The sequence below is a fragment of the Kocuria sp. cx-455 genome (assembly GCF_057707085.1).
Genome location: NZ_JBYIPM010000003.1, coordinates 304,275 through 325,101, shown reverse-complemented (window position 1 = coordinate 325,101; position 20,827 = coordinate 304,275). Strand labels below are relative to the sequence as shown.

20 protein-coding genes are annotated in these 20,827 nt (G+C 63.8%); 11 read left to right on the top strand and 9 right to left on the bottom strand.

All coding sequences use genetic code 11. The features are described 5' to 3' along the window. The first annotated feature begins 119 nt into the window (after nt 1–119). The 3 genes from AC3ENJ_RS07000 to AC3ENJ_RS06990 all read left to right on the top strand — a co-directional run bounded on the left by AC3ENJ_RS07000 (nt 120) and on the right by AC3ENJ_RS06990 (nt 4,064). A complete protein-coding gene (locus tag AC3ENJ_RS07000; protein WP_431813523.1) occupies nt 120–1,565 on the top strand; it encodes an alanine/glycine:cation symporter family protein in 1,446 nt (481 codons plus the stop codon). 129 nt (nt 1,566–1,694) lie between these two features. Further along, a complete protein-coding gene (locus tag AC3ENJ_RS06995; RefSeq protein ID WP_431813522.1) occupies nt 1,695–3,152 on the top strand; it encodes an amino acid permease in 1,458 nt (485 codons plus the stop codon). Between the two features lie 51 nt (nt 3,153–3,203). Then, on the top strand, nt 3,204–4,064 hold the full coding sequence (locus AC3ENJ_RS06990) for a D-hexose-6-phosphate mutarotase (protein ID WP_431813521.1): 861 nt from the start codon (nt 3,204–3,206) through the stop codon (nt 4,062–4,064). Here AC3ENJ_RS06990 and AC3ENJ_RS06985 read toward each other — a convergent pair. Then, entirely contained in the window at nt 4,053–5,600 is a 1,548-nt protein-coding gene (locus tag AC3ENJ_RS06985) for an alanine/glycine:cation symporter family protein (RefSeq protein ID WP_431813520.1), read from the bottom strand. The genes AC3ENJ_RS06990 and AC3ENJ_RS06985 overlap by 12 nt on opposite strands. 174 nt (nt 5,601–5,774) lie before the next feature. After that, nucleotides 5,775–6,197 carry a hypothetical protein gene (locus tag AC3ENJ_RS06980; RefSeq protein WP_431813519.1) on the bottom strand — a complete coding sequence of 141 codons (423 nt, stop codon included), beginning with the start codon at nt 6,195–6,197 and terminating at the stop codon, nt 5,775–5,777. A gap of 182 nt (nt 6,198–6,379) precedes the next feature. Between AC3ENJ_RS06980 and AC3ENJ_RS06975 the strand changes: the two genes are divergently transcribed. The 3 genes from AC3ENJ_RS06975 to AC3ENJ_RS06965 all read left to right on the top strand — a co-directional run bounded on the left by AC3ENJ_RS06975 (nt 6,380) and on the right by AC3ENJ_RS06965 (nt 9,891). Then, the gene (locus AC3ENJ_RS06975) at nt 6,380–7,156 is read left to right on the top strand and encodes a type 1 glutamine amidotransferase domain-containing protein (protein ID WP_431813518.1); all 777 of its coding nucleotides are present in this window, start codon (nt 6,380–6,382) and stop codon (nt 7,154–7,156) included. Between the two features lie 97 nt (nt 7,157–7,253). Further along, complete coding sequence (locus AC3ENJ_RS06970) at nt 7,254–8,006, top strand: SDR family NAD(P)-dependent oxidoreductase (protein WP_190780657.1); 753 nt, start codon at nt 7,254–7,256, stop codon at nt 8,004–8,006. A 256-nt stretch (nt 8,007–8,262) separates the two neighbouring features. Next, nucleotides 8,263–9,891 (top strand): DEAD/DEAH box helicase, encoded by a 1,629-nt coding sequence (locus AC3ENJ_RS06965; protein ID WP_431813517.1) that lies wholly within the window; start codon nt 8,263–8,265, stop codon nt 9,889–9,891. 92 nt (nt 9,892–9,983) lie between these two features. On the opposite strand, the gene AC3ENJ_RS06960 is transcribed toward AC3ENJ_RS06965, so the two are convergent. Then, on the bottom strand, nt 9,984–10,877 hold the full coding sequence (locus AC3ENJ_RS06960) for a LysR family transcriptional regulator (RefSeq protein WP_431813524.1): 894 nt from the start codon (nt 10,875–10,877) through the stop codon (nt 9,984–9,986). A 105-nt stretch (nt 10,878–10,982) separates the two neighbouring features. Here AC3ENJ_RS06960 and AC3ENJ_RS06955 point away from each other — a divergent pair, with 105 nt between their 5' ends. Beyond that, nucleotides 10,983–12,074 carry a YeiH family protein gene (locus AC3ENJ_RS06955; protein WP_431813516.1) on the top strand — a complete coding sequence of 364 codons (1,092 nt, stop codon included), beginning with the start codon at nt 10,983–10,985 and terminating at the stop codon, nt 12,072–12,074. 68 nt (nt 12,075–12,142) lie between these two features. Here AC3ENJ_RS06955 and AC3ENJ_RS06950 read toward each other — a convergent pair whose 3' ends face one another. Continuing rightward, entirely contained in the window at nt 12,143–12,811 is a 669-nt protein-coding gene (locus AC3ENJ_RS06950; RefSeq protein ID WP_431813515.1) for an HAD family hydrolase, read from the bottom strand. A gap of 102 nt (nt 12,812–12,913) precedes the next feature. On the opposite strand from AC3ENJ_RS06950, the gene AC3ENJ_RS06945 reads away from it, so the two are divergent. From AC3ENJ_RS06945 to AC3ENJ_RS06935, 3 genes are read left to right on the top strand one after another with little or no spacing between them, the layout of a single operon-like run. Further along, a complete protein-coding gene (locus AC3ENJ_RS06945) occupies nt 12,914–13,522 on the top strand; it encodes a hypothetical protein (RefSeq protein WP_190806719.1) in 609 nt (202 codons plus the stop codon). After that, complete coding sequence (locus AC3ENJ_RS06940) at nt 13,519–14,079, top strand: GNAT family N-acetyltransferase (protein WP_308495794.1); 561 nt, start codon at nt 13,519–13,521, stop codon at nt 14,077–14,079. Before AC3ENJ_RS06945 ends, AC3ENJ_RS06940 begins: the two co-directional genes overlap by 4 nt. Continuing rightward, nucleotides 14,063–14,662 (top strand): DNA-3-methyladenine glycosylase I, encoded by a 600-nt coding sequence (locus AC3ENJ_RS06935; protein ID WP_431813514.1) that lies wholly within the window; start codon nt 14,063–14,065, stop codon nt 14,660–14,662. Before AC3ENJ_RS06940 ends, AC3ENJ_RS06935 begins: the two co-directional genes overlap by 17 nt. 45 nt (nt 14,663–14,707) lie before the next feature. On the opposite strand, the gene AC3ENJ_RS06930 is transcribed toward AC3ENJ_RS06935, so the two are convergent. The 5 genes from AC3ENJ_RS06930 to AC3ENJ_RS06910 form a co-directional block, all read right to left on the bottom strand. Continuing rightward, entirely contained in the window at nt 14,708–14,941 is a 234-nt protein-coding gene (locus AC3ENJ_RS06930; protein ID WP_431813513.1) for a hypothetical protein, read from the bottom strand. A 164-nt stretch (nt 14,942–15,105) separates the two neighbouring features. Continuing rightward, nucleotides 15,106–15,717 carry a DUF3618 domain-containing protein gene (locus tag AC3ENJ_RS06925; protein ID WP_190780650.1) on the bottom strand — a complete coding sequence of 204 codons (612 nt, stop codon included), beginning with the start codon at nt 15,715–15,717 and terminating at the stop codon, nt 15,106–15,108. Then, a complete protein-coding gene (locus tag AC3ENJ_RS06920; protein ID WP_190780649.1) occupies nt 15,714–16,184 on the bottom strand; it encodes a phage holin family protein in 471 nt (156 codons plus the stop codon). The genes AC3ENJ_RS06925 and AC3ENJ_RS06920 overlap by 4 nt, the downstream gene beginning before the upstream one ends. After that, nucleotides 16,181–16,891 (bottom strand): hypothetical protein, encoded by a 711-nt coding sequence (locus tag AC3ENJ_RS06915; RefSeq protein ID WP_431813512.1) that lies wholly within the window; start codon nt 16,889–16,891, stop codon nt 16,181–16,183. Before AC3ENJ_RS06915 ends, AC3ENJ_RS06920 begins: the two co-directional genes overlap by 4 nt. 92 nt (nt 16,892–16,983) lie before the next feature. Further along, nucleotides 16,984–17,979: a patatin-like phospholipase family protein gene (locus AC3ENJ_RS06910; protein ID WP_431813511.1), complete on the bottom strand. Its 996-nt coding sequence runs from the start codon at nt 17,977–17,979 to the stop codon at nt 16,984–16,986. A gap of 184 nt (nt 17,980–18,163) precedes the next feature. Between AC3ENJ_RS06910 and clpB the strand changes: the two genes are divergently transcribed. Continuing rightward, nucleotides 18,164–20,827 (top strand): ATP-dependent chaperone ClpB, encoded by a 2,664-nt coding sequence (gene clpB, locus AC3ENJ_RS06905; RefSeq protein ID WP_431813510.1) that lies wholly within the window; start codon nt 18,164–18,166, stop codon nt 20,825–20,827.

Below are 20,827 nucleotides of genomic sequence, written 5' to 3'. Positions count from 1 at the left end.
GACACAACCGCCCGGTACCTGGTGATTGGCCATGAATGTGATTCAATTCCACCCAACGAGATACAGCTCACAATGCAGTGGCGTATCACAGACCCCACCTCTCAACCCGAGGAATCTCTATGATTGAGTCACTCACCGGCATTTTGGATACAGCGGGCACCATCATCTGGGGCCCGTTCTTCCTGATCCCTCTTCTCCTGGGAACTGGTATTTATCTGACCATCCGGCTGGGCGGCCTCCAGCTGTTAAAATTGATCCCCGCATTACGGCTGGCGCTGTTCGAACGTCACGACAATGACGCCCCCGGCGGCGACGTCTCCCAGTTTCAGGCACTGACTACCGCTCTTGCGGCCACCGTGGGCACCGGCAACATCGTGGGCGTGGCCACAGCCATCTCCATTGGCGGCCCGGGCGCTCTGTTCTGGATGTGGGTCACGGGCGTGGTCGGCATGGCCTCCAAGTATTCCGAGGCCTTCCTGGGCGTGCGATTCCGCACCCGTGACGCCGCCGGCGAGATCTCGGGCGGCCCGCAGTACTACCTGAAGCGCGGCATCCCCAACGGATTCGGCACGTTCCTGTCGCTGTTCTTCGCAATTGCCGCAGTGCTGGCATCCTTCGGTATCGGCAACATGACCCAGGGCAACTCCATTTCCGCGAACATGGAGTCCTCCTTCGGGGTGCCCGTGTGGATCACCGGCCTGGTGCTTGCCGCACTGACCTTGCTGGTCCTGGTGGGCGGCATCAAGTCCATTGGTAAGGTCACGGCGGGCCTGGTGCCCGTGATGATCATTTTCTACGTGCTGGGTGCCCTGTACATCTTGGTCGTCAATGTGGAGGGCATTCCCGCAGCCTTCGCCATGATTTTCAGTGATGCCTTCACCGGCACGTCCGCTGTGGGCGGCTTTGCTGGCTCTGCCATCATCCTGGCCGTCCAGATGGGTGTGGCCCGCGGTATCTTCTCCAACGAGTCCGGCATGGGTTCGGCTGCCATTGCCGCGGCCGCGGCCAAAACCACTCACCCGGTGCGTCAGGGTCTGGTGTCCATGACCCAGACCTTCATCGACACGATCATCGTGGTGACCTGCACGGGCCTGGTCATCGTGACCACCGGCGTGTGGGACCAGGGTGAGGACACCGCCGCCACCATGACCGGTGAGGCATTCGCCCACGGTCTGCCGGGAACGTGGGGCCACCTGATCGTGACCGTGGGCCTGGTGCTCTTCGCGTACTCGACCATCCTGGGCTGGGCCTACTACGGCGAACGATGCATGGAACGGCTCTTCGGTCGCCGGGCCGTGATGCCCTACCGGGTGTTCTTCTCCGTGGTCGTGTTCATCGGCGCAACCGTTCCGTTGGCCGTCGTATGGTCATTCTCCGACGTGATGAACGGCCTGATGGCCCTGCCCAACTTGCTGGGTCTGCTGATCCTGTCCGGGTTGATTGCGCGCGAAACCAAGCACTACCTGCGCAACGACCCCAAGCTGCGCGCTACCAGAGATGACGTGGACGCTTTCATGAAGGACCGCGAGGGTGGAATCGACACGTACGAGCTCACCAACCGGTGATCACGCGGCCGCGATTCGTTCGCCGAGCCGTGTGAAGTGAGTCAGCGCAACGACCCCTGGGCCACGAGCCCGGGGGTCGTTGCCGTGGAGGCGCTGCTGTGGCGGTGGTGAGGAGTACTGTCTGACGTTATGACTCACCAGCGCGTCGCAGAATCATCACATGACCGGCCCGGTCTCAGCCGGGGGCTCAGCAATCGGCACATCCAGTTGATCGCGATCGGCGGTGCCATTGGCACCGGCCTGTTCATGGGATCCGGGCGCACCATTTCGCTGGCGGGACCCTCCGTGGTGTTCGTCTACATGGTCATCGGGTTTTTCCTGTTCTTCGTCATGCGGGCCATGGGTGAGCTGTTGCTGTCCAACCTGCATTACAAGACGTTCGCGGATTTCGCCGCGGATCTGGTGGGGCCGTGGGCCGGATTCTTCGTGGGCTGGTCCTACTGGTTCTGCTGGGTGGTCACCGCCGTGGCCGAATTGGTGGCGATCACGGCGTACGTGCAGTTCTGGTGGGCCGATGTCCCGTTGTGGCTTCCCACGGTGGCCGTGGTGGCACTGATCTTCATCCTGAACGCGGTGAGCGTGAAGAATTTCGGCGAGATGGAGTTCTGGTTCGCCCTGATCAAAATTGCCGCCATCCTGTCGTTGATCGCGACGGGCGTGATCATGGTGGCCACACGGTTCACCTCCCCGGACGGTCACGTGGCGCAGGTGTCCAACCTGTGGAACAACGGCGGATGGTTCCCCAACGGGGCCATGGGCGTGGTTGCTGGATTCCAGATCGCGGTGTTCGCGTTCGTGGGGCTGGAGCTGGTGGGTACCACCGCCGCCGAGGCGCGCAATCCCCGTAAGACCCTGCCGCGCGCCATCAACTCGGTGCCGGTGCGGATTCTGATCTTCTACGTGGGTGCATTATTGGCCATCCTCATGGTGACCCCGTGGAGCTCGATCGATCCCGGGCAGTCCCCGTTCGTGTCCATGTTCTCGCTCGTGGGTCTGGTCGGCGCGGCCTCCATGGTCAACTTCGTGGTGCTGACCTCGGCAATGTCCTCCGCCAACGCAGGTGTGTTCTCCACGTCCCGCATGATGTTCGGTCTCTCCGCCGAGGGCAGTGCCCCGCGATTCTTCCGTCACCTGAGCGCCGCGGGTGTGCCGGCCCGCGCCCTGGGCTTCACGGCGCTCGTGCTCCTGCTGACCATCCCCGTGCTGTACGCGGGGGACTCGATCATTGCGGCCTTCACCCTGATCACCACCGTGGCCGCGCAGTTGTTCATGTTCGTGTGGTCCATGATTCTGGTGTCCTACGTCTGCTACCGCCGCAAGCACCCCCAGCGCCATGCCGACTCCGAGTACAAGATGCCCGGTGGCCTGTTCATGTGCGCGGCGGTGCTGGCGTTCTTCGTGTTCGTGGTGTGGACGCTCACCACCGAACCCGAAACGGCGGCCGGTCTGGTGTTCCTGCCCGTATGGTTGGCCGGTCTGGGCATTGCGTGGGCGTTCGTGCGGCGCACGGCAACCCACCGGCGGGCCTTCGAGTGGTTCAAGGCCGAGATGGCGAAACCCGTGGACCATGCCGAGCTGGAGAGGTAATACTCCGGGCGTGCTGAGCTTTCGGCGCAGACCAGTGCCTAAGCTGGGGGCATGACTCGACTTCCCGCGCCCCTGACACTTTCCTGCCCGGCCGGTTCGGGTGCGGTCCGCACGTACGGCGCTCATGTGATGTCCTGGGCGCCCACCGGGTTCGACCCGGTGCTGTGGGTGTCGTCCCGGGCCAAGGACAGCGTGGGGGAGGCCATCCGCGGCGGCGTGCCGATCTGCTTCCCGTGGTTCGGCCCCGGCCGCTCCGGAGACCTGAAACCCGCCCACGGTTCTGCACGCATCACCGACTGGAAGCTCGCGGACAGGACGTCTGACAACGACGTCGCGGCCGCCACCGCCCGCTTCATCCTCACCCACGAGGACATCAACCCTCAGCTGCGAAGCGTGTTCCCGCACCCGTTCCGGGCCGCCTACACCGTGGCTGTCGGTGCCGAGCTGAGCATGTCGTTGACCGTGACGAACACCGGTCCCACCGCGTTCGAGTTCGAGGAAGCACTGCACACTTACCTCTCGGTGGGGGACTCCCGGCGCATCAGCATCGAGGGCTTGGACGGCGCCCGGTACTTCGACAAGGTCACTCAGCAGCAACAGGAACAGGCCGGTCCCATTGCCATCACGGATGAGACGGACCGTGTCTACTACTCCGATGGCACCGTGCAGGTGAAGGACCCCGCCATGGGGCGCACCCTCACGGTGGCCAAGGAGGGCTCGGACAATACCGTGGTGTGGAACCCGTGGACCGAGAAGTCCAAGGCAATGGGCGATTTCGCGGATGACGAGTGGCAGTCCATGGTGTGTGTTGAAACAGCCAACGTGCTCGACAACGCCGTCCGCCTGGACGCCGGCGAATCCCACACCATGACCCAGATTCTGTCGGTGAGCCTCAATTCGCTACTTCGGTGACGTCGCGCCGTCCGGGTGGTTCGGCGAATTCAAGGGATCAACGGCTTTGATCACCGGCTTGGACCCGGTTTCACTGAGCGCGGGTCGGCTCGAATCGAAATTCACCGTGTGATCGATCTGCGCGTCCAGCGCGCCCTGGTGATCTCCCATGAACTGGTCGATCTCCTCCGTTGTGGCGGTGAACTTGGGATCGTGCTTGAGGTAAAGCCTGGTTTCGCGCACCACCAGTCCGGACAGCAGAACCAGTCCGATCAGGTTGGGGATGGCCATGAGCCCGTTCATGATGTCCGAGAAGGACCACACCAGCGTCAACGGTGCCAGCGCACCCAAGCCGGCAGCAAGGGAGAACAGCACACGATAGACGGCCGCCGCCCTGTAGCCGGCCAGCCGTTCCATGTTGCGCTCGCCGTAGTAGGCCCAACCCAACACGGTCGAGTACCCCAGCAGCACGAGACAAATGGTCACCACGATCCCGCCCCAATCCCCGGGCAGACCGGTGGAGAATGCGATGGAGGTCATTGTGCCGGGATCACCTTGGCCCCACACACCGGTGGTGAGGATGACGAAACCGGTGATCGAGATGACCACCAGGGTGTCCACGAAGGTCTGGGTCATGGACACCAGGCCCTGGCGCACCGGGTGGTTGGTCTGAGCCACGGAGGCCGCAATGGAGGCGGTTCCCATGCCCGACTCATTGGAAAACAGCGAACGGGCGGCGCCCATTTGAATGGCCATCATGATGGTGGAACCCACAAAGCCGCCGGCGGCGCCCGTGGGGGTGAACGCGCCGGTGAAGATCAACCGGATGGCCTCGGGGATGCCCTGAAAATTGACGCCGATGATGTACAGACCCGACACAATGTAGAGAACGATCATCAGGGGCACCATCAGCGTGGTGACCTTGGCAATGGATTGGATGCCGCCCAGCAACGCCAGACCGGTGGCCACGGCCAGCACCACGGCGGTGAGCAGGGGCGGCACGGAGAAGGTGTGTTCCAGGTTGCTCGCAATGGCGTTGCCCTGCGTCATGTTGCCGATACCGAAGGTGGCCACCACGCAGCACACCGCGAACATCAGGGACAAGAAACGCCCGAACTTGTTGGGTATGCCGCGCACCAGGTAGACCTGCGGTCCGCCGGTGAGTTGGCCGGACGAATCACGCGTGCGGAACCGGACGCCCAGGAAGCACTCCGCGTATTTGGAGGCCATTCCGAACAGGGCGGTGATCCACATCCAGAACAATGCGCCCGGACCGCCGATGGAGATGGCAGCTGCCACACCCACGATATTGCCGGTGCCCACGGTCGCGGCTAGCGCGGTGGACATGGCCGCGAAAGACGAAATCTCGCCCTTCTCACCGTTCTGCTTGGAACGACGCCCGAAGCCCAGGCTCATCGCCATCCCGAAGAGGCGGAATTGGATGCCGCGTAACCGCACGGTCATGAAAATGCCGACTCCCAAAAGGAGTGGGATGAGCAGCCATGGCCCCCAAATCACATCGCGGATGGCGTCGAATACTGATTGCAGCGTGTCCATGGGGAGCCGTGGCTTTCCTTGAGGGGGTCTACGAATTGATCGTTAACGTACCAGCGAGTCACGCACCCCCAACCGCTCATTCGGCGGCGAGTCCACGTACGGAGAGGCCTTAAATGGCGACGACGTCGCAGCGGCTCGCTGCGACGTCGTCGAAATTCCCGCTCGGGGAAAAAATTACTTCTGGACCACCAGGGCTGCACCAATGGCCGCCATGAAGGCGTCCTTGGACAGGGACAGGCCAGACTCGGACGGGCGGACGCCGTCTTCCTGGGTCATGTCCGGGTTGCGGAAGTACATGGAGAGAAGGCCTGCGGAGAAAACCAACAGGCCGGCACCGGCCAGGCGCTTGGAGACGAAAGGCGTGACCAGCAAAGCGCCAATGGCCAGCTCGGAACCGGCAATGAACTTACCGAAGGTCTCCGAATCCCAATCGGCGAACTGGGGAACGCCCGTGGCAGCGAATTGCTTGAGGCCTTCTGCTGACTCGGCGTCCAGGCTGAGCTTGCCGTAACCGGACTGCAGGAGGAACGCACCGGGTACGGCGCGGAGGATGGCGTTGGAAATGCGCACGTCAATGCCCTTTCGTCGAAAAATCACGGGCGATGAACACGACCCGCTACAACTGTCGATTTCAGGCTAGCAGCGCAGGTATATGATCTGTCAACATTTGCTGAGACAAGGTGCCTTCAGCGAACGCGGCTGGCTGCCCAACGGCCGCCCCGCCTAGGGTGAACTCGTTCACACGCGCGCTTGATGCGCGCCGGCCGAAAGGAGCACGCATGGACATTGCCACCATGAAAAAAGTTCTGTTGGTACTCACCAGCCATGACACCCTGGGCGACACCGGAGAGGCCACCGGTTACTTCGTGGGCGAGGCCGCGCACCCCTGGAAGGTGTTCCGCGACGCCGGTTACTTCGTGGACTTCGCGTCCATCGGGGGTGGCCAGCCGCCGCAGGACGGAATGGATCAGGAAGATCCCATTCAGGTCGAATTCACCACCGACGAAACCGTCAAGGCATCCCTGTACAACACCCCCAAGATTGCTGTGGTGGATCCTTCCCAGTACCACGCGGTGCTGCTGGTGGGCGGCCACGGAACCATGTGGGACTTCACGGGCAACAAGGATCTGCAACAGCTGATCGCCACCGTGTACGACAGCGGCGGTGTGGTGGGCGCGGTCTGCCACGGCCCCTCCGGCCTGGTGGACGTGGAACTGGGCAACGGCATCGGCCTGCTGTCCGGTCGCAAGGTCGCAGCATTCACCAATGCCGAGGAGGAGGAAGTGGGAAAGGCGAACGTGGTTCCCTACCTCCTTCAGGACAAGCTCGAAGAGCAGGGCGCCACGGTCAAGGTTGCCGATAAATGGGAGGACAACGTGCAGGTGGACGACCACCTCGTCACGGGTCAGAACCCGCAGTCCGCGGCCAGCGTGGCCAAGGAAATGACCAAGCTCCTCACCGAAGTGGTGCTGGAGGAGAAGGCCGAAGAAGAGAAGGCCTCCGAGCAACTGCGCGCCGAGAAGGACGCGGAGAAGGCAGCTGAGGAAGAGGGCTGACTCCTCAGCTATCAGCAACACAGGGGCATCCCTGGCATTTGTGCGCGAAAACACTAAGACTTGAAGGGAGAAAGTGACCCCAGCAGAAGGAGTGGACATGTCTGAGTTCAACGGACGCGTGGCATTGGTGACCGGAGCGGCGTCGGGAATCGGCGAGGCGATTGCCAAGGACCTGGCCAAGCGCGGTGCCAAGGTAGTGGTGACGGACATCGACTCCACCGGTATCGACAATGTGGTCCAGGCCATCATGGCCGACGGCGGTAACGCGGCGGGTATTCGCCAGGATGTCGCCAAGCGCGAGGATGCGCAGGCCGCCGTTGACTTTGCCGTGCAGACCTACGGCGGCCTGCACTATGCCGTGAACAACGCCGGCGTGGGCGGTCAGGTGGAAGCGCTGGGCGAGACCGACATGGATGCCTGGGACCGCACTGTTGCCATCGACCTCAACGGCGTTGCCTACGGTATGGCCGCCCAGCTACCGGTTATCGAGCAGCACGGGGGCGGGGCGATCGTGAACATCGGTTCGATCCACTCGACCGTGGCCACCGGCGTGGGCAACAGTGCGTACACCGCCGCGAAGCACGGTGTGATGGGTCTGACCAAGCAGACCGCCGTGGACTACGGCCAGCGCGGCGTGCGCATCAACGCGGTGGGTCCGGCGTACATCGAGACACCGCTGCTCGCGAATCTCCCGGCCGGCGCCAAAGAGGCCCTGGTCAACGCCCACCCCATGGGTCGCCTGGGCACCTCCGAAGAGGTCGCGCAGCTGACCACGTTCCTGCTCTCGGAGGGCGCATCCTTCATGACCGGTGGCTACTACCTGGTGGACGGTGGCTACACCGCCATTTGATGGGCCACTTCTTGTATCCGTGCGGCTCGGGGCCTGACAGGGTCCCGGGCCGCTGGCAGTTTTCCGTTCGGGGTTGAGGGCGCCTGTGGCATGCGTCCTAACCGGTCAGTAAGTGACGCGTGTACACTGACTAAGTTCTCTCGTGCATTTCACGAGGTTGGCGCGCCGGTCCAAGGCGCGCAGTTCGCGCCCCGTTTATGGCTTATGGCGCGTGCGCGCGGAATCGTTTCGCGTGGACCAACCTGAAAGACTTTCCTTGTCGACTAATTTTGTACACCTCGGCGTGCCCGAGGTCCTTTCGGCTGACCTTGCCCGCACGGGCATCACCGAAGCCTTCCCCATTCAAGAAAAAACCCTCCCCGATTCGCTGGCCGGCCGTGACGTCCTAGGTCGTGGCCGTACCGGGTCCGGTAAGACCGTGGCCTTCGCGTTGCCGCTCGTGGCTCGACTGGCCGGCATGGTGGAGGGCGCCGCTCGCGCACCTCGCCGCGCCAACCGTCCCACCGGGTTGGTGCTGGCTCCCACACGTGAGCTGGCCACCCAGATCGACCGCACCGTGGCCCCGCTGGCCAAAGCTGCCGGCCTGAGCACCACCGTGATTTTCGGTGGTGTGTCCCAGAAGCGCCAGGAGCAGGAACTCGCCAAGGGCGTGGACATCGTGGTGGCCTGCCCCGGCCGCCTGGACGACCTGCTCAAGCAAGGCGTCCTGACCCTGGACGAGATCCGCGTGACGGTCCTCGACGAGGCCGATCACATGGCCGACATGGGCTTCCTGCCCGTGGTCACCCGCATCCTGTCCCGCACCCCCAAGGGGAGCCAGCGGTTGCTGTTCTCGGCGACCTTGGACAACGGCGTGGACACCCTGGTGAAGAAGTTCCTGAGCAACCCCGTGTTGCACTCGGCGGACGTGGCCAAGGCTGCGGTGACCACCATGGATCACCACGTGCTGGTTGTGGACAATGACGACAAGCAGGCACTGATCGAGACTCTGGCATCGGGCACCGGCCGCCGCGTGATGTTCACGCGCACCAAGTACCGCGCCAAGAAAATGGCCAAGAAGCTCAACCAGTCGGGTATCCCCGCGGTCGACCTGCAGGGCAATCTGTCGCAGAACGCTCGTGACCGTAATCTGTCCGCGTTCTCCGACGGTGAGGTGCGCGTGCTCGTGGCCACCGACGTGGCCGCCCGCGGCGTTCACGTTGACGACGTGGAGCTGGTCGTTCATATCGACCCGCCCGCCGAGCACAAGTCCTACCTGCACCGCTCCGGCCGCACGGCTCGCGCCGGTGCCTCCGGTTCTGTGATCACCATTTCCACGACCGAAGAGCGCGGCGACGTGGACAAGCTCATGCACAAGGCCGGCGTGCGCGCTCGCGTTGACGCCGTGTCTCCGGGGTCCGAGATCGTCGCGGACCTGGTGGGCGAGCGAGCCGAGCGCGTCGCACCCCAGCCCGCGGCCCAAACCGGCAACGGTGGTGGCCAGGGCGGTCGTGGTTCCAAGCCGCGCTCCGGGGGCCGCAATCACAACGCTCGCTCGGGCGGTCGCAACGGCGGCCGTTCCGGTGGCGCTCGCTCCCGCACCGATCGGGACGGTTCAGCTCGCGACGGCGCTGCCCGCACCGAGAACAAGCGTCCCGGCGGTACACGCTCTGGCGGTGCACGCAGTAACGTGTCGCGCTCGGATGCCAGCGGTTCCGGTAACCGCCGCGTGGGCGGTAAGCCGCAGGGCGCCGGTTCGACATCGGGTGCTCGCGGTGACAAGGCCCGCGGGGGGAGCGGCACATCCACTCAGCGTTCGCACCCGACCGGTCAGACTCCGGACCGTGCGACCGCTGCGGCCCAGCGACGTCGCCGGGCGAATCGCCAGGGTCAGGGCGCTCGCTAGCCCCGGGTACTGACAAAGCAGGGCGGCCGGTTTCGGATTGAAACCGGCCGCCCTGCACTGTTGTGCGCGCCCTTCGCAGTGCGCGAATCGCGCTACTGAGCCGGACGTGGTTTTGAACCTTTCGAACCGGTCCGCGCGATCTCGAGGAAATCTCGCGCAGCAACCGATAGGGCTGCGGAATCCGTCCACAATGCTCTAAGAGTGCGGTCAAAATCGTGCCCACTAATCGGCACCTCTATCAAGAGTCCACTGCGTAGATAGCTCTGAACAGCAAGCCGGCTCAGAACGGCTGGACCGATGCCTTCGATGACAGCTTGGCAAATTGCGGAGTTGCTATTTAGTTCCAGCAGGGGAGGCGGTCGGTGGTTCCCCACGAGTCGGTCGAGAAAGGCGCGGGTACCGGAACCCTCCTCGCGTTCCACCAAGGGCGTGACGGCTAGTGACTGAACATCCAATGGCCTGTCTGGCCTCGCCCAAGGGTGCGCTTCATTAACCACAGCGACAAGTTGATCTGTCCATACGGCCGTGGCTGACAGAGGCGGTGGAACGTCCGGGGTCTCGACAAACCCGAGGGTGACTGCTCCGCTGCTCACTTCCTCGATGACTTGAGCGGAGTTCATGACCCGCAACTTGGTCGTCACCTGCGAGTGCCGAGCGCGAAAAGGGCCAATCCACGCTGGAAGTAGATGCTCCGCAATGGTCATGCTGGTTCCAATGCTCAGTTCCTCATCCCCTCTATGGGAAAGTGCCTCGGCCCCAGCGCCGAGCCGATCCACTGCGTCCAAGATTTCTCGGGCCCACTCCACGGTAAGGACGCCCTCTTGGGTCAGGGTTGAGCCCCGAGTTGATCGACGCAGGAGAGCGTAACCGAGGCGTCGCTCCATCGTCCTGATGGACCTGGAGGCATTGGATTGAGCTACGTTCGCGGCTCGAGCAGACGCGCTCAGACTGCCGTGATCCGCCACGCCCACCACGAGCCTCAACATGGACAAGTTCAACCAGTTATCGAGACTCGCCGCTAGGTATGACATATCACCATCATATGGCAGCCTTGGTGGATCGGAGGCTACTGCGCGGTGCCAAATGTTGTCATGGTCGATGGTATGGGTACTACAGATCGCAATACGCTTCACACCGATAACGTCGAGGTTCCAGTATCGGCAGCCAACGCTGAGCCCACGGGCATCCGAAAGGCAATGCGACGTGCGGCGGCCGACATTGCCGGGGTCGTGGTGTGCTTGCTCGGTGCCGGGGTCGCATGGTTGGCATCCCAGGTGCTCACGGGTGTGAGTGCGTTACTGATCGCCATCGTGTTCGGCGCTTTGTGGCGCAACCTTGTCACCGTCCCCTCGGTCCTCGCGCCGGGGGTCGGGTTCGCGTCCAAACGACTCCTGCGCGCCGGTATTGTGCTTCTCGGGCTGGAGCTTTCACTGTCTGCGGTGCTGGATCTGGGCGGTGGTGTACTGCTGGTCGTGGTGTTATCGGTAGCCGTAACCTTCTTCGTCACGGTGTGGGTGGGCAAACTCATGGGAGTTGGCCTCGCCCAGAGAATCCTCATTGCGACCGGTTCCTCGATTTGCGGCGCCGCTGCGGTGGCTGCCGCTGAAGGGGCAATCAAGGCCAAGAGCGATGAAGTTGCCACGGCTGTTTCACTGGTCGTTCTGTACGGGACCCTCATGATCCCTCTGGTCCCCTTCTTCGGCGGCCTATGCGGACTGCCGGATGAGTCGATAGGAATGTGGATCGGAGCCGTTACCCATGAAGTGGCTCAAGTAGTGGCTGCTGGCGGGGCTGTCGGTAGCGGTGCCTTGGCCGTGGCAGTCACGGTCAAATTATCGAGGGTTATCACGCTGGCTCCCATTATCGCGGGAATCTCGCTTTACATGAGACGTCAAGGTTCCGAGCCCGGAGATCAGAAGCCCCCGCTTGTGCCTCTCTTCGTAGTTGGCTTCATCGTCTCCGTGTTGGTCCGAACGGCGGGAATTCTCCCCGCAAGTCTCTTGGCGGGTTTGCACATCGTGCAAACGCTTCTGCTAGCCGCAGCCATGTTCGCATTGGGGCTGGGTGTGCACATACCCAGCTTGATCCGGGTCGGGGTCAAGCCTCTGCTCCTTGGGCTGATATCCACAATCGTCATATCGATCGTCGCCCTCATAGGAACACTCGCGTTCGGGGCGTTTTAAGAACGGCTAGAACCCAAGGCTGGCCGCCCTGACGTGTGCATCCGGTACGTGGGTTGAACGCCGGTGCGTTACGGCTTGAGCGTACGCAGCAAGTCCAGGGTGAGTTCCGAGTGGTTGGGTACGTGGACCACGCCGGCCTGGGGCAGAATTTCCTGCTCGCCGGGAACCGCGACGGTGATGATGCCGGCGGCCACACCGGCCTGCGCCCCGGACGGGGAATCCTCGATGACCACGCAGTCCTCCGGCCTCACACCCAGGCGCTTGGCCGCTTCCAAGTAGGCGTCCGGGTCCGGCTTGGGCTTCACACCCGCTGCGACCTCTTGATCACCGATGATCACCTGAAAAAGGTTGTCCGGCGCGATGGAGGCGGTGTACTTTGCCACGTCCGTGGTGGCATTGGTGACGATGGCCGCGGGGATACCCGCTTCCGCGAGATCCTGCAGCAGCGGCTCGACGCCGGCGATGAAGCCGGGCGGGTTCTCCCCAAGGATTGTTTCGAGCACGGTGTAGAACTCCTGGAACACCTGATCCTGGTCACCGGGCACACCGAGTTCGCTGAGTCGTTCAACCGTTTTGGCGATGGGCTGACCCAACGTTGCATCCGTATCTGCTTGGGTCCATTCCCCGCCGTGGGTTGCCGCCAGCTGCTCCTTACCCTGCGCCCACAAGGGTTCGGTGTCCACCAGCGTTCCGTCGTGGTCAAAAAGTACTGCGCGAGGGAATGAAGTATCGGTCATGTTGTCACTGTACTGGCCGAAGCATTCAGCGCCATGACGGCGAGCATCAGGGGACTGAGCCGCATGGCCCTGGTTCGGTTGTGGCGCACTTACGATGAAGGCATGAGCTCTCATGAGACGCATCCCCGCGCATTGCACCGATCCGGTTCCGCATGGCGGCGCGTACTGCCCAGGATGATGCCCACGGTGGCCATGGTATTGGTGATCTGGGTCGTCTTCGGGCGCATCGTCGTGGACGCGTTAGGGTCGCTCGTCTGGGTGTACGCCTTTGCCCTGGGCCTTCCCCTGATGGCGCTGCACACGGTAGCCGCGGGGCTGTTCGGCAGGGACGCGAAGTTCTACCCATCGGAGTCGGTAAGTCTTCGGGGGAGTCTCACGGCGGCCGGTTCGTGGATCGCCACGGCGTTGTTCGGGTTCTTCCTTCCGGACTCCACGCCGGACGGCACCGTATCCGTGTTCACCGCACTGACCGGCCCGGACATGATGGGGATTTCCTACGGCTTCGCCAATACCTTGGGCGTGATATCCGTGGCCATGGCGGTAGCCCTGGTGCTGCTGGCGCTCACCGACCTCCGTAACACCCGGCGGGCGCTGCGCGGCGAACCGCTCAGCGAGGACGACATACTTGATCGCATGGAGGCCCAGCGTGCCCACGGTGAGCCGGGGCACCAAGGTGGCGCAGCAGCGTCGTCGGAATCCAGGCGTTCGTGACGCGGCCGCTGACGTCGCCTCGGCTCGTATTGCGGCCCTATTCCCTGGCGGACGCGGCCTTCGTCCAGGACATGTATGCGCGCCCGGAGGTGCAGCGTTACATAGGTGACGGAACCCAGCGAGTGCGAACATTGGACGAGGCGCGGGCCAAGATTATTGCGTGGAACGAGCGCTATCTGGCCGAGCCGACGCAGGGGTTGTGGGCGGTGTGCCGCAAGGACGGCACCGTGACCGGGTCCCTGCTGCTCAAACCGATCCCTGACAGTAAAACTGCGGTCGAACGGGACATCGAGATCGGGTGGCATGTCCATCCCGACCACTGGGGTCACGGCTACGCCACCGAAGCAGCCCGGGCGGTCCTGGAACACGCCTTCGCATCCGGCCTCGAGCGCGTGGTGGCCGTGACCCACCCGGCCAATACGGCATCGCAGGCGGTGTGCCTGCGTCTGGGCATGACACATTTGGGTTTGAGTGATGCCTATTACGACGCCGCGTGCGAGCTCTTCGACAGCACCGCACCGGCCGCGGGAGAGGAGCAGGGTGGCGAGCAATCCTGATCTGGTCATCGGCGAGGACGGGCTGGCGCGGCCCGTGTGGGCCGCCAAGGATCCGCTGCTGCGTCAGTACTACGACACCGAATGGGGCCTGCCCGTGCGCGACGAGGCCGGGATGTTCGAACGCGTGGCGCTTGAGGCCTTCCAGGCCGGACTGTCGTGGCGCACGGTGTTGGCCAAGCGGTCGGCTTTCCGGGAGGTGTTCGAGGATTTTGAACCGGACCGGGTGGCGGCCTTCGGCGAAGCCGACGTGGCCAGGCTGATGCGGGATCCACGCATCATCCGGAACCGGCAGAAGATCGCAGCCACCATCAACAACGCACAGGCCACGCTGGCCCTGCGCGAAGACGGGGGACTAGTTGAGCTGGTGTGGTCCTTCACACCCGAGCACACCCCGGAACCGGTGACGTTCGCCGAGGTGCCCACCGTCTCCAACGAATCCAAGGCCCTGTCCAGGGAGCTGAAGAGACGCGGGTTCACGTTCGTGGGTCCCACCACGACGTTCGCCCTGATGGAAGCGATCGGGATGGTGGACACCCACCTGGTGGGCAGTCATCGACGCGGGACGTCCGGGGTCTGGACCTGACGCACAAGGACACGTACATCTCGGCCCGATACGGCGGTGGGGTTCTTACTGTCCTCGGCGGCGCAGATATGTCTGGCCGTTGGCGTCCTTGACCATTTCGAAGTCGTTCTGGAGGTTGTCGTACCAGTCCTTGGCCTCGTCGCTCATCTCCGTGTTGCCGCGCAAGTTCATGGAACTACGGTTCGCGGGCCCCACAAAGCGCATCACGAAATTGTCGAAGCGGCGAAATTTGCTCGGTTTGCGCGGAGCTGGCTGCTCGGACGGGGAATCGCTGGTCACGGTGGGTCCCTTCAGAAACGGCGGGCAACGTGCTACGCGCACGCGGCGCCCATGAACATGTTTAACAGAAAGCTTAGTGCACTAACTGGTCACCGGTGGGCGAGGGGAGGGCCCCCGACCAGTGCTGGTCAGGGGCCCTCAGTAGTACGCACAGCAGTCGGACATCACGCCTGCTGGGTGTTGTCCTTGACGTTCTTGGCGGAATCCCGCGCCGAATCCTTGAGCTGGCTGGCTTCTTGCTGGCCCTGGGACTTGACCTTCTCCGCACCGGACTGTGCGATGTCCTTGACGGACTGGGCGGCTTCCTGGGCCGGTTCCTTCAAGTCCTGGGCAATGTCCTTCGCGGCTTCCTTGGTGGAATCCACGGCGCTTTGAACCTGCGGCTGAACGCGGTCCGCGGCCTCGGCCACGAGTTCCTGCTCCTTCTGACTCGATGGCAGCAAGGAACCGACCAGCCAGCCGGCACCCAGGGCGATCAAGCCCGCAGCCAGCGGGTTGCCGCGGGTCTTTTCCTTGGCAGCGGCCGGCGCATTGCTGACGGCGTTACCTGCCTGATCCATGCGATAGGAGGCCTCGTCGCGCAGATCGCGGGTGTCGTCCTTGGAGCCCATGATGGATTCGCGCATGTCCTGGATCTTGTGACGGGCCTTGGCCTTCTGACGATCCACGACGTTCTCCGGGGTCACCTTTTCGGTGACGGCGTCCACGTCGGCGCTCAAGCGAGCGCGGGTGGCTTCGATCTCGGCGCGGATTTCTTCGGGGTTCTGCTGGCTCATCGGGTCTCCTTCGAGGGATTCACGGTATCCGGGATTTCGCTGACGGTTTCGCGGGTTCTCGGCAGGGGATTACTGGTGGCTTGCGCCATCTTCCGCTTGCTCTTATCGAGGCTCTTCTTGCCCACCGCGGCGAGGATCGCAGCAATGATGGCCCAAATGACCGCGACGATCACTGCGGACCAGCCAAGGCCCACCACATTACCCAGACCCCACATGAGGGCGAGGGACAGGAACAGGAGAACGAAGTGACCGGCTACGCCGGCGCCGCCCAGCATTCCCGCGCCCTTGCCGGCGTCTTTGGCCGAGTCCGTGGCTTTCTGAACGGCCTGAGTCGTCTCTGCTTTGGCGAGAGCGATCTCCTGCTGAATCAGGGTGGTGAGGTTGGTGCTCAGCGACTTGAACATTTCGCCGAGGGACTCGTTCTCCGCGCGTCGCTCGGGTTCGGTAGGTGGAATGGGGTGACTCATCGACGCTCGCCATCCTGTCCGGGGTAGACGGAACCGGGGACCTGGTCGGTGTAGGTGCGAGGCGCAGGGGCTTCGGCATCGGCGCGGTACGCGTAGGTCTCGTCGGCCGAAGGGGTGCCGTAGACACGGGGCTGTCCGCCAGAGGTCTCGTTGCTGCTGCCGATCTCGTCGCTGTCCTTGGCGCTGCGGGTTGCGCGCCCGGCGAGCAAGCCGATACCGGCAGCAATGGCCAGGAACGTGCCGGGGCGGCGGGCTGCAAATCGACGGACGTCGCCGAGCAGATCCTCAGCGTTCTTGTTCTCCAAGGAGGCGGCAACCGAATCAACTGTGCCGGAGACACTGCCGAGCAGACCGGAGACGTAGTCGGTTTCGGGCTTCTCACCCTGCGAAATGGCGTGGACCTCGTCGCTGACGGAGCGCACGGTGGAGGCGAGTCGTTCCTGCTGCGGACCAACGTAACTCTGCAGATCGTCCCTGAGCTGGCCCAGGAGGTCTTTGGCCTGGTGTGCGGCTTCGTCCTTGGCGGCGACAGCCTGATCCTTGGCGGTCTCCTTCACTCGACGGCCTGATCCGGCCGCCTCGTTCTTGAGCTGCTGACCCTCGGCCTTGCCGGTCTCCGCGGCGATGTCCTTCTTGGACGGCGCTTCGGTGGAACCCTGGGCATCGGCCTGGTGGCCGCCCGGACGCTGGTTGTTCTTGTTGCTCATAGTGGCACCTTTCATACAACACGTGGTCGACGTGATAAGCCTACATATCTTTTGTCAACAAGTAAGGGTGCATATCATTTTCCAGCACAGGGCTATGGGTGATGGCCACCGTCTCGGGGATCACCGGTTTTACGGTCGGGACCGGCCAGGAAGTGCTCGCCAGCCCGCGCCCCGCGATTGAATAGGTCAAGTTTTTGCTCCCGGGAGATGTCGAAACCGGTGCTGCGATAGCCGGTTGTGTCCACGAAGACGGTCCGGGCCGTTACTTCCGGGTCGTTGATGTGAATGCTGTCCCGGGCGTTGACCAGGGTCGCCATCACCGATACCGCATACTGGAATGTGCTGTGATTGGGCCGCCACCCGGTGCTGGCGGTCTCCTGCGCGGAGAGCTTGACGCCGATGGTGGGCCAGCGCGGGGGCAGGAGGTCCGTGCGGTCGAAGATGCTCACCGGGAACCGGGACAGCAGTCCGCCGTCCACGCCCAGCACCGAGCGGTGGCCGACCACGCGGGGGTCCGCAGGCAGCCGGCGAGGTCGGAAGAAGAACGGGATCGCGGCCGAGGCGTAGAGCGCATCGGCAACGGGTTGGTCATCCGGGTCCACGCCCAGCCGCTCTCGGTAGTCCCACGGCAAGCGCAGGACACGGCCGCGGGAGATGTCGGAGACCACGACCACGAGCTTGTAGCGCTGGTCCGGGGTCAGCGAACTGCCGGGGTCCTCCTGACGCAGGTCGGCCCACGTCCGCACTCCGAGGTCCGCGAGCAGATCGGTGAGGAACGCATGCAGTGCCCTGCCTCGGTACATGCCCTGGTGCAGCAGCAGCCCCTCGACACGGCCCAGTGCGGGGACGTATCGGAACAGCGGAGTGACGTCCTCGAACTCGGTGAAGTCCTGGCCGAGCATCGTCTGCTCCATGAACTCGACCGAGGCACCCGCCGCGGTCAGCGCTCCGACGATCGCACCCGCCGAGGTCCCGGCAACGCGCTGGAACGTGTAGTTCCCGGGATCTTCGGTGAGCGCGCTGATCGCCCCGATCAGGCCGGGCAGCTTGGCGCCTCCGCCCTCGAGCACCAGATCCGCGAGCGCCATTGTTCCTCCGTCCGTGAGCCGGGATGACAGTCAGTATGCTACGGGGCGACTTCGAGGGGAATAAACCCTTCCACGCCAGGGTTGAGTAGAGTAGACTCAATTTAAATGAAGGGTTCGGGCGCATGCATGCGGTCCATGGTTTCTAACCCAAAGAAACATCACCTAAACAAGACAAGGAGATGCTGTGGACACCAAATTCACTACCAAGTCTCAAGAGGCACTGGCCGCAGCGGCCACAAATGCCTCAACTGCGGGTAATCCGCAGATCGAACCGGCACACCTGCTCAAGGCGCTGATGGATCAGCGCGAGGGTGTGGCCGTGGCCGTGCTCAACGCCGCCGGCGCCAATGTGGACGCCGTCTCGGTGAAGGCAAGCACCATCATCAGCCAGCTACCCAGCGCATCGGGGTCGAATACCGCGCAGGCCCAGCTCAATCGGGCGGGGCTCCAGGCGCTGCAGGCTGCCGAGAACTACGCTCGTGAGCTGGGGGACGATTACGTTTCCACCGAGCACCTGCTGTTCGGTATTGCCTCCGGTCACGACAAAGCGGCCAGCGTGCTGGCGGACGCCGGGGTCGGACCGGAAGAGCTGCGCCGGATCATCCCCTCGGTTCGCGGTGACCGCCGCGTGACCAGCCCTGACCCGGAAGGTACGTTCCAGTCGCTGGAGAAGTTCGGTACGGACCTTACCGCCATTGCCCGTGAGGGCACGCTGGATCCGGTGATCGGTCGTGATTCCGAGATTCGCCGCGTGGTGCAGGTGCTGTCGCGCCGGACCAAGAACAACCCCGTCCTGATCGGTGAGCCCGGCGTGGGTAAGACCGCCGTGGTCGAGGGGCTGGCTCAGCGGATGGTCGCCGGTGACGTGCCGGAGTCCCTGCGCGGTAAGACGCTGATCTCCCTGGACCTCGGTTCGATGGTTGCCGGAGCCAAGTACCGCGGTGAATTCGAGGAACGGCTCAAGGCCGTACTCGATGAGATCAAACAGTCCGAGGGTCAGATCGTGACCTTCATCGACGAGATCCATACCGTGGTGGGCGCGGGAGCTTCCGAGGGCTCCATGGACGCGGGCAACATGCTCAAGCCCATGTTGGCGCGCGGTGAGTTGCGTTTGATCGGGGCCACCACCCTGGACGAGTACCGCGAGAACATCGAGAAGGATGCCGCGTTGGAACGTCGCTTCCAGCAGGTCTACGTGGGCGAGCCGTCCGTGGAGGACACCGTGGCGATCCTGCGCGGGCTCAAGGAACGCTACGAGGCCCACCACAAGGTGCAGATCGCGGACTCCGCCCTGGTCGCCGCGGCCACGCTGTCCAACAGATACATCCCCAGCCGACAGCTGCCGGACAAGGCCATTGACCTGGTGGACGAGGCCGCTTCGCGGTTGCGCATGGAGATCGACTCCGCTCCGGAAGAGATCGACCAGCTGCGCCGTCAGGTGGATCGCTTGACCATGGAGGAACTGGCCCTGGAGGGCGAGACGGACCCGGCGTCCGTCGAACGCCTTGCCGCGCTGCGCCAGGACATGGCGGACAAGAAGGCCGAACTGGATGCGCTCAATGCGCGCTGGGAGGCCGAGAAGGCGGGGCTGAACCGCGTGGGTGACCTCAAGGCCAAGATCGACGATCTGCGCTCACAGGCTGAGCGCGCCCAGCGCAACGGTGACCTGGGTGAGGCTTCGCGGCTGCTCTACGGTGAGATCCCGGGCCTGCAGAAGGACCTCGATGCCGCGCAGGCTCAGGAGGAGGCCGGTGAGCACCGCGAGGACACCATGGTCTCGGAGGAGGTCTCAGCGGATGACATCGCCGAGGTGATTTCCGCGTGGACGGGCATTCCCGCGGGCAAGATGCTGCAGGGCGAGTCGGAGAAGCTTCTCCACATGGAAGAACTGCTCGGCAAGCGCCTGATCGGTCAGAAGCCCGCGGTCACTGCGGTTGCAGATGCCGTGCGTCGTTCACGTGCCGGGATCTCGGACCCGGATCGCCCCATTGGTTCGTTCCTGTTCCTAGGACCCACGGGTGTCGGTAAGACGGAGCTGGCCAAGTCCTTGGCGGACTTCCAGTTCGACGACGAACGCGCCCTGGTCCGGATCGACATGTCCGAATACTCGGAGAAGCACTCCGTCTCACGTTTGGTCGGGGCTCCTCCGGGGTACGTGGGCTATGACGAGGGCGGCCAGCTGACCGAGGCCGTGCGGCGTCGTCCGTATTCGGTGGTTCTGCTGGACGAGGTGGAAAAGGCCCACCCCGAGGTCTTCGACATCCTCCTGCAGGTCCTCGACGACGGGCGGCTGACCGATGGCCAGGGCCGCACCGTGGACTTCCGCAACGTGATCCTGATCCTGACCTCGAACATGGGTAGCCAGTTCCTGGTGGACCAGAACCTGGATCTCGAGGCCAAGAAGGAAGCGGTCATGAACGTGGTCAATGCCTCGTTCAAACCCGAGTTCCTGAACCGCTTGGACGACATCATCATGTTCGATCCGCTGTCGGTGGAGGATCTGGCCAAGATCGTGGACATCCAGGTTGCGCAGCTGGCCAAGCGGCTCGAACAGCGCCGCCTGGCTCTGGACGTCACCCCCGCGGCCAGCGAGTGGCTGGGCCTGGCCGGTTACGACCCGGCCTACGGCGCCCGCCCGCTGCGTCGGCTGGTCCAGCGCGAGATCGGTGATCGCCTAGCCCGCGGCCTGCTCGCCGGCAACATCACCGACGGGGACACCGTCCGGGTGGACGTTAATCCGGACGTCGCCGCGGACGGTCTCACGGTCACGTCCTCGCACGACGACGCCGCGGGCTCGCCCTCCGTCGGCCACGACGACATCGTGGATGCGGAGATCATCGACGACTGA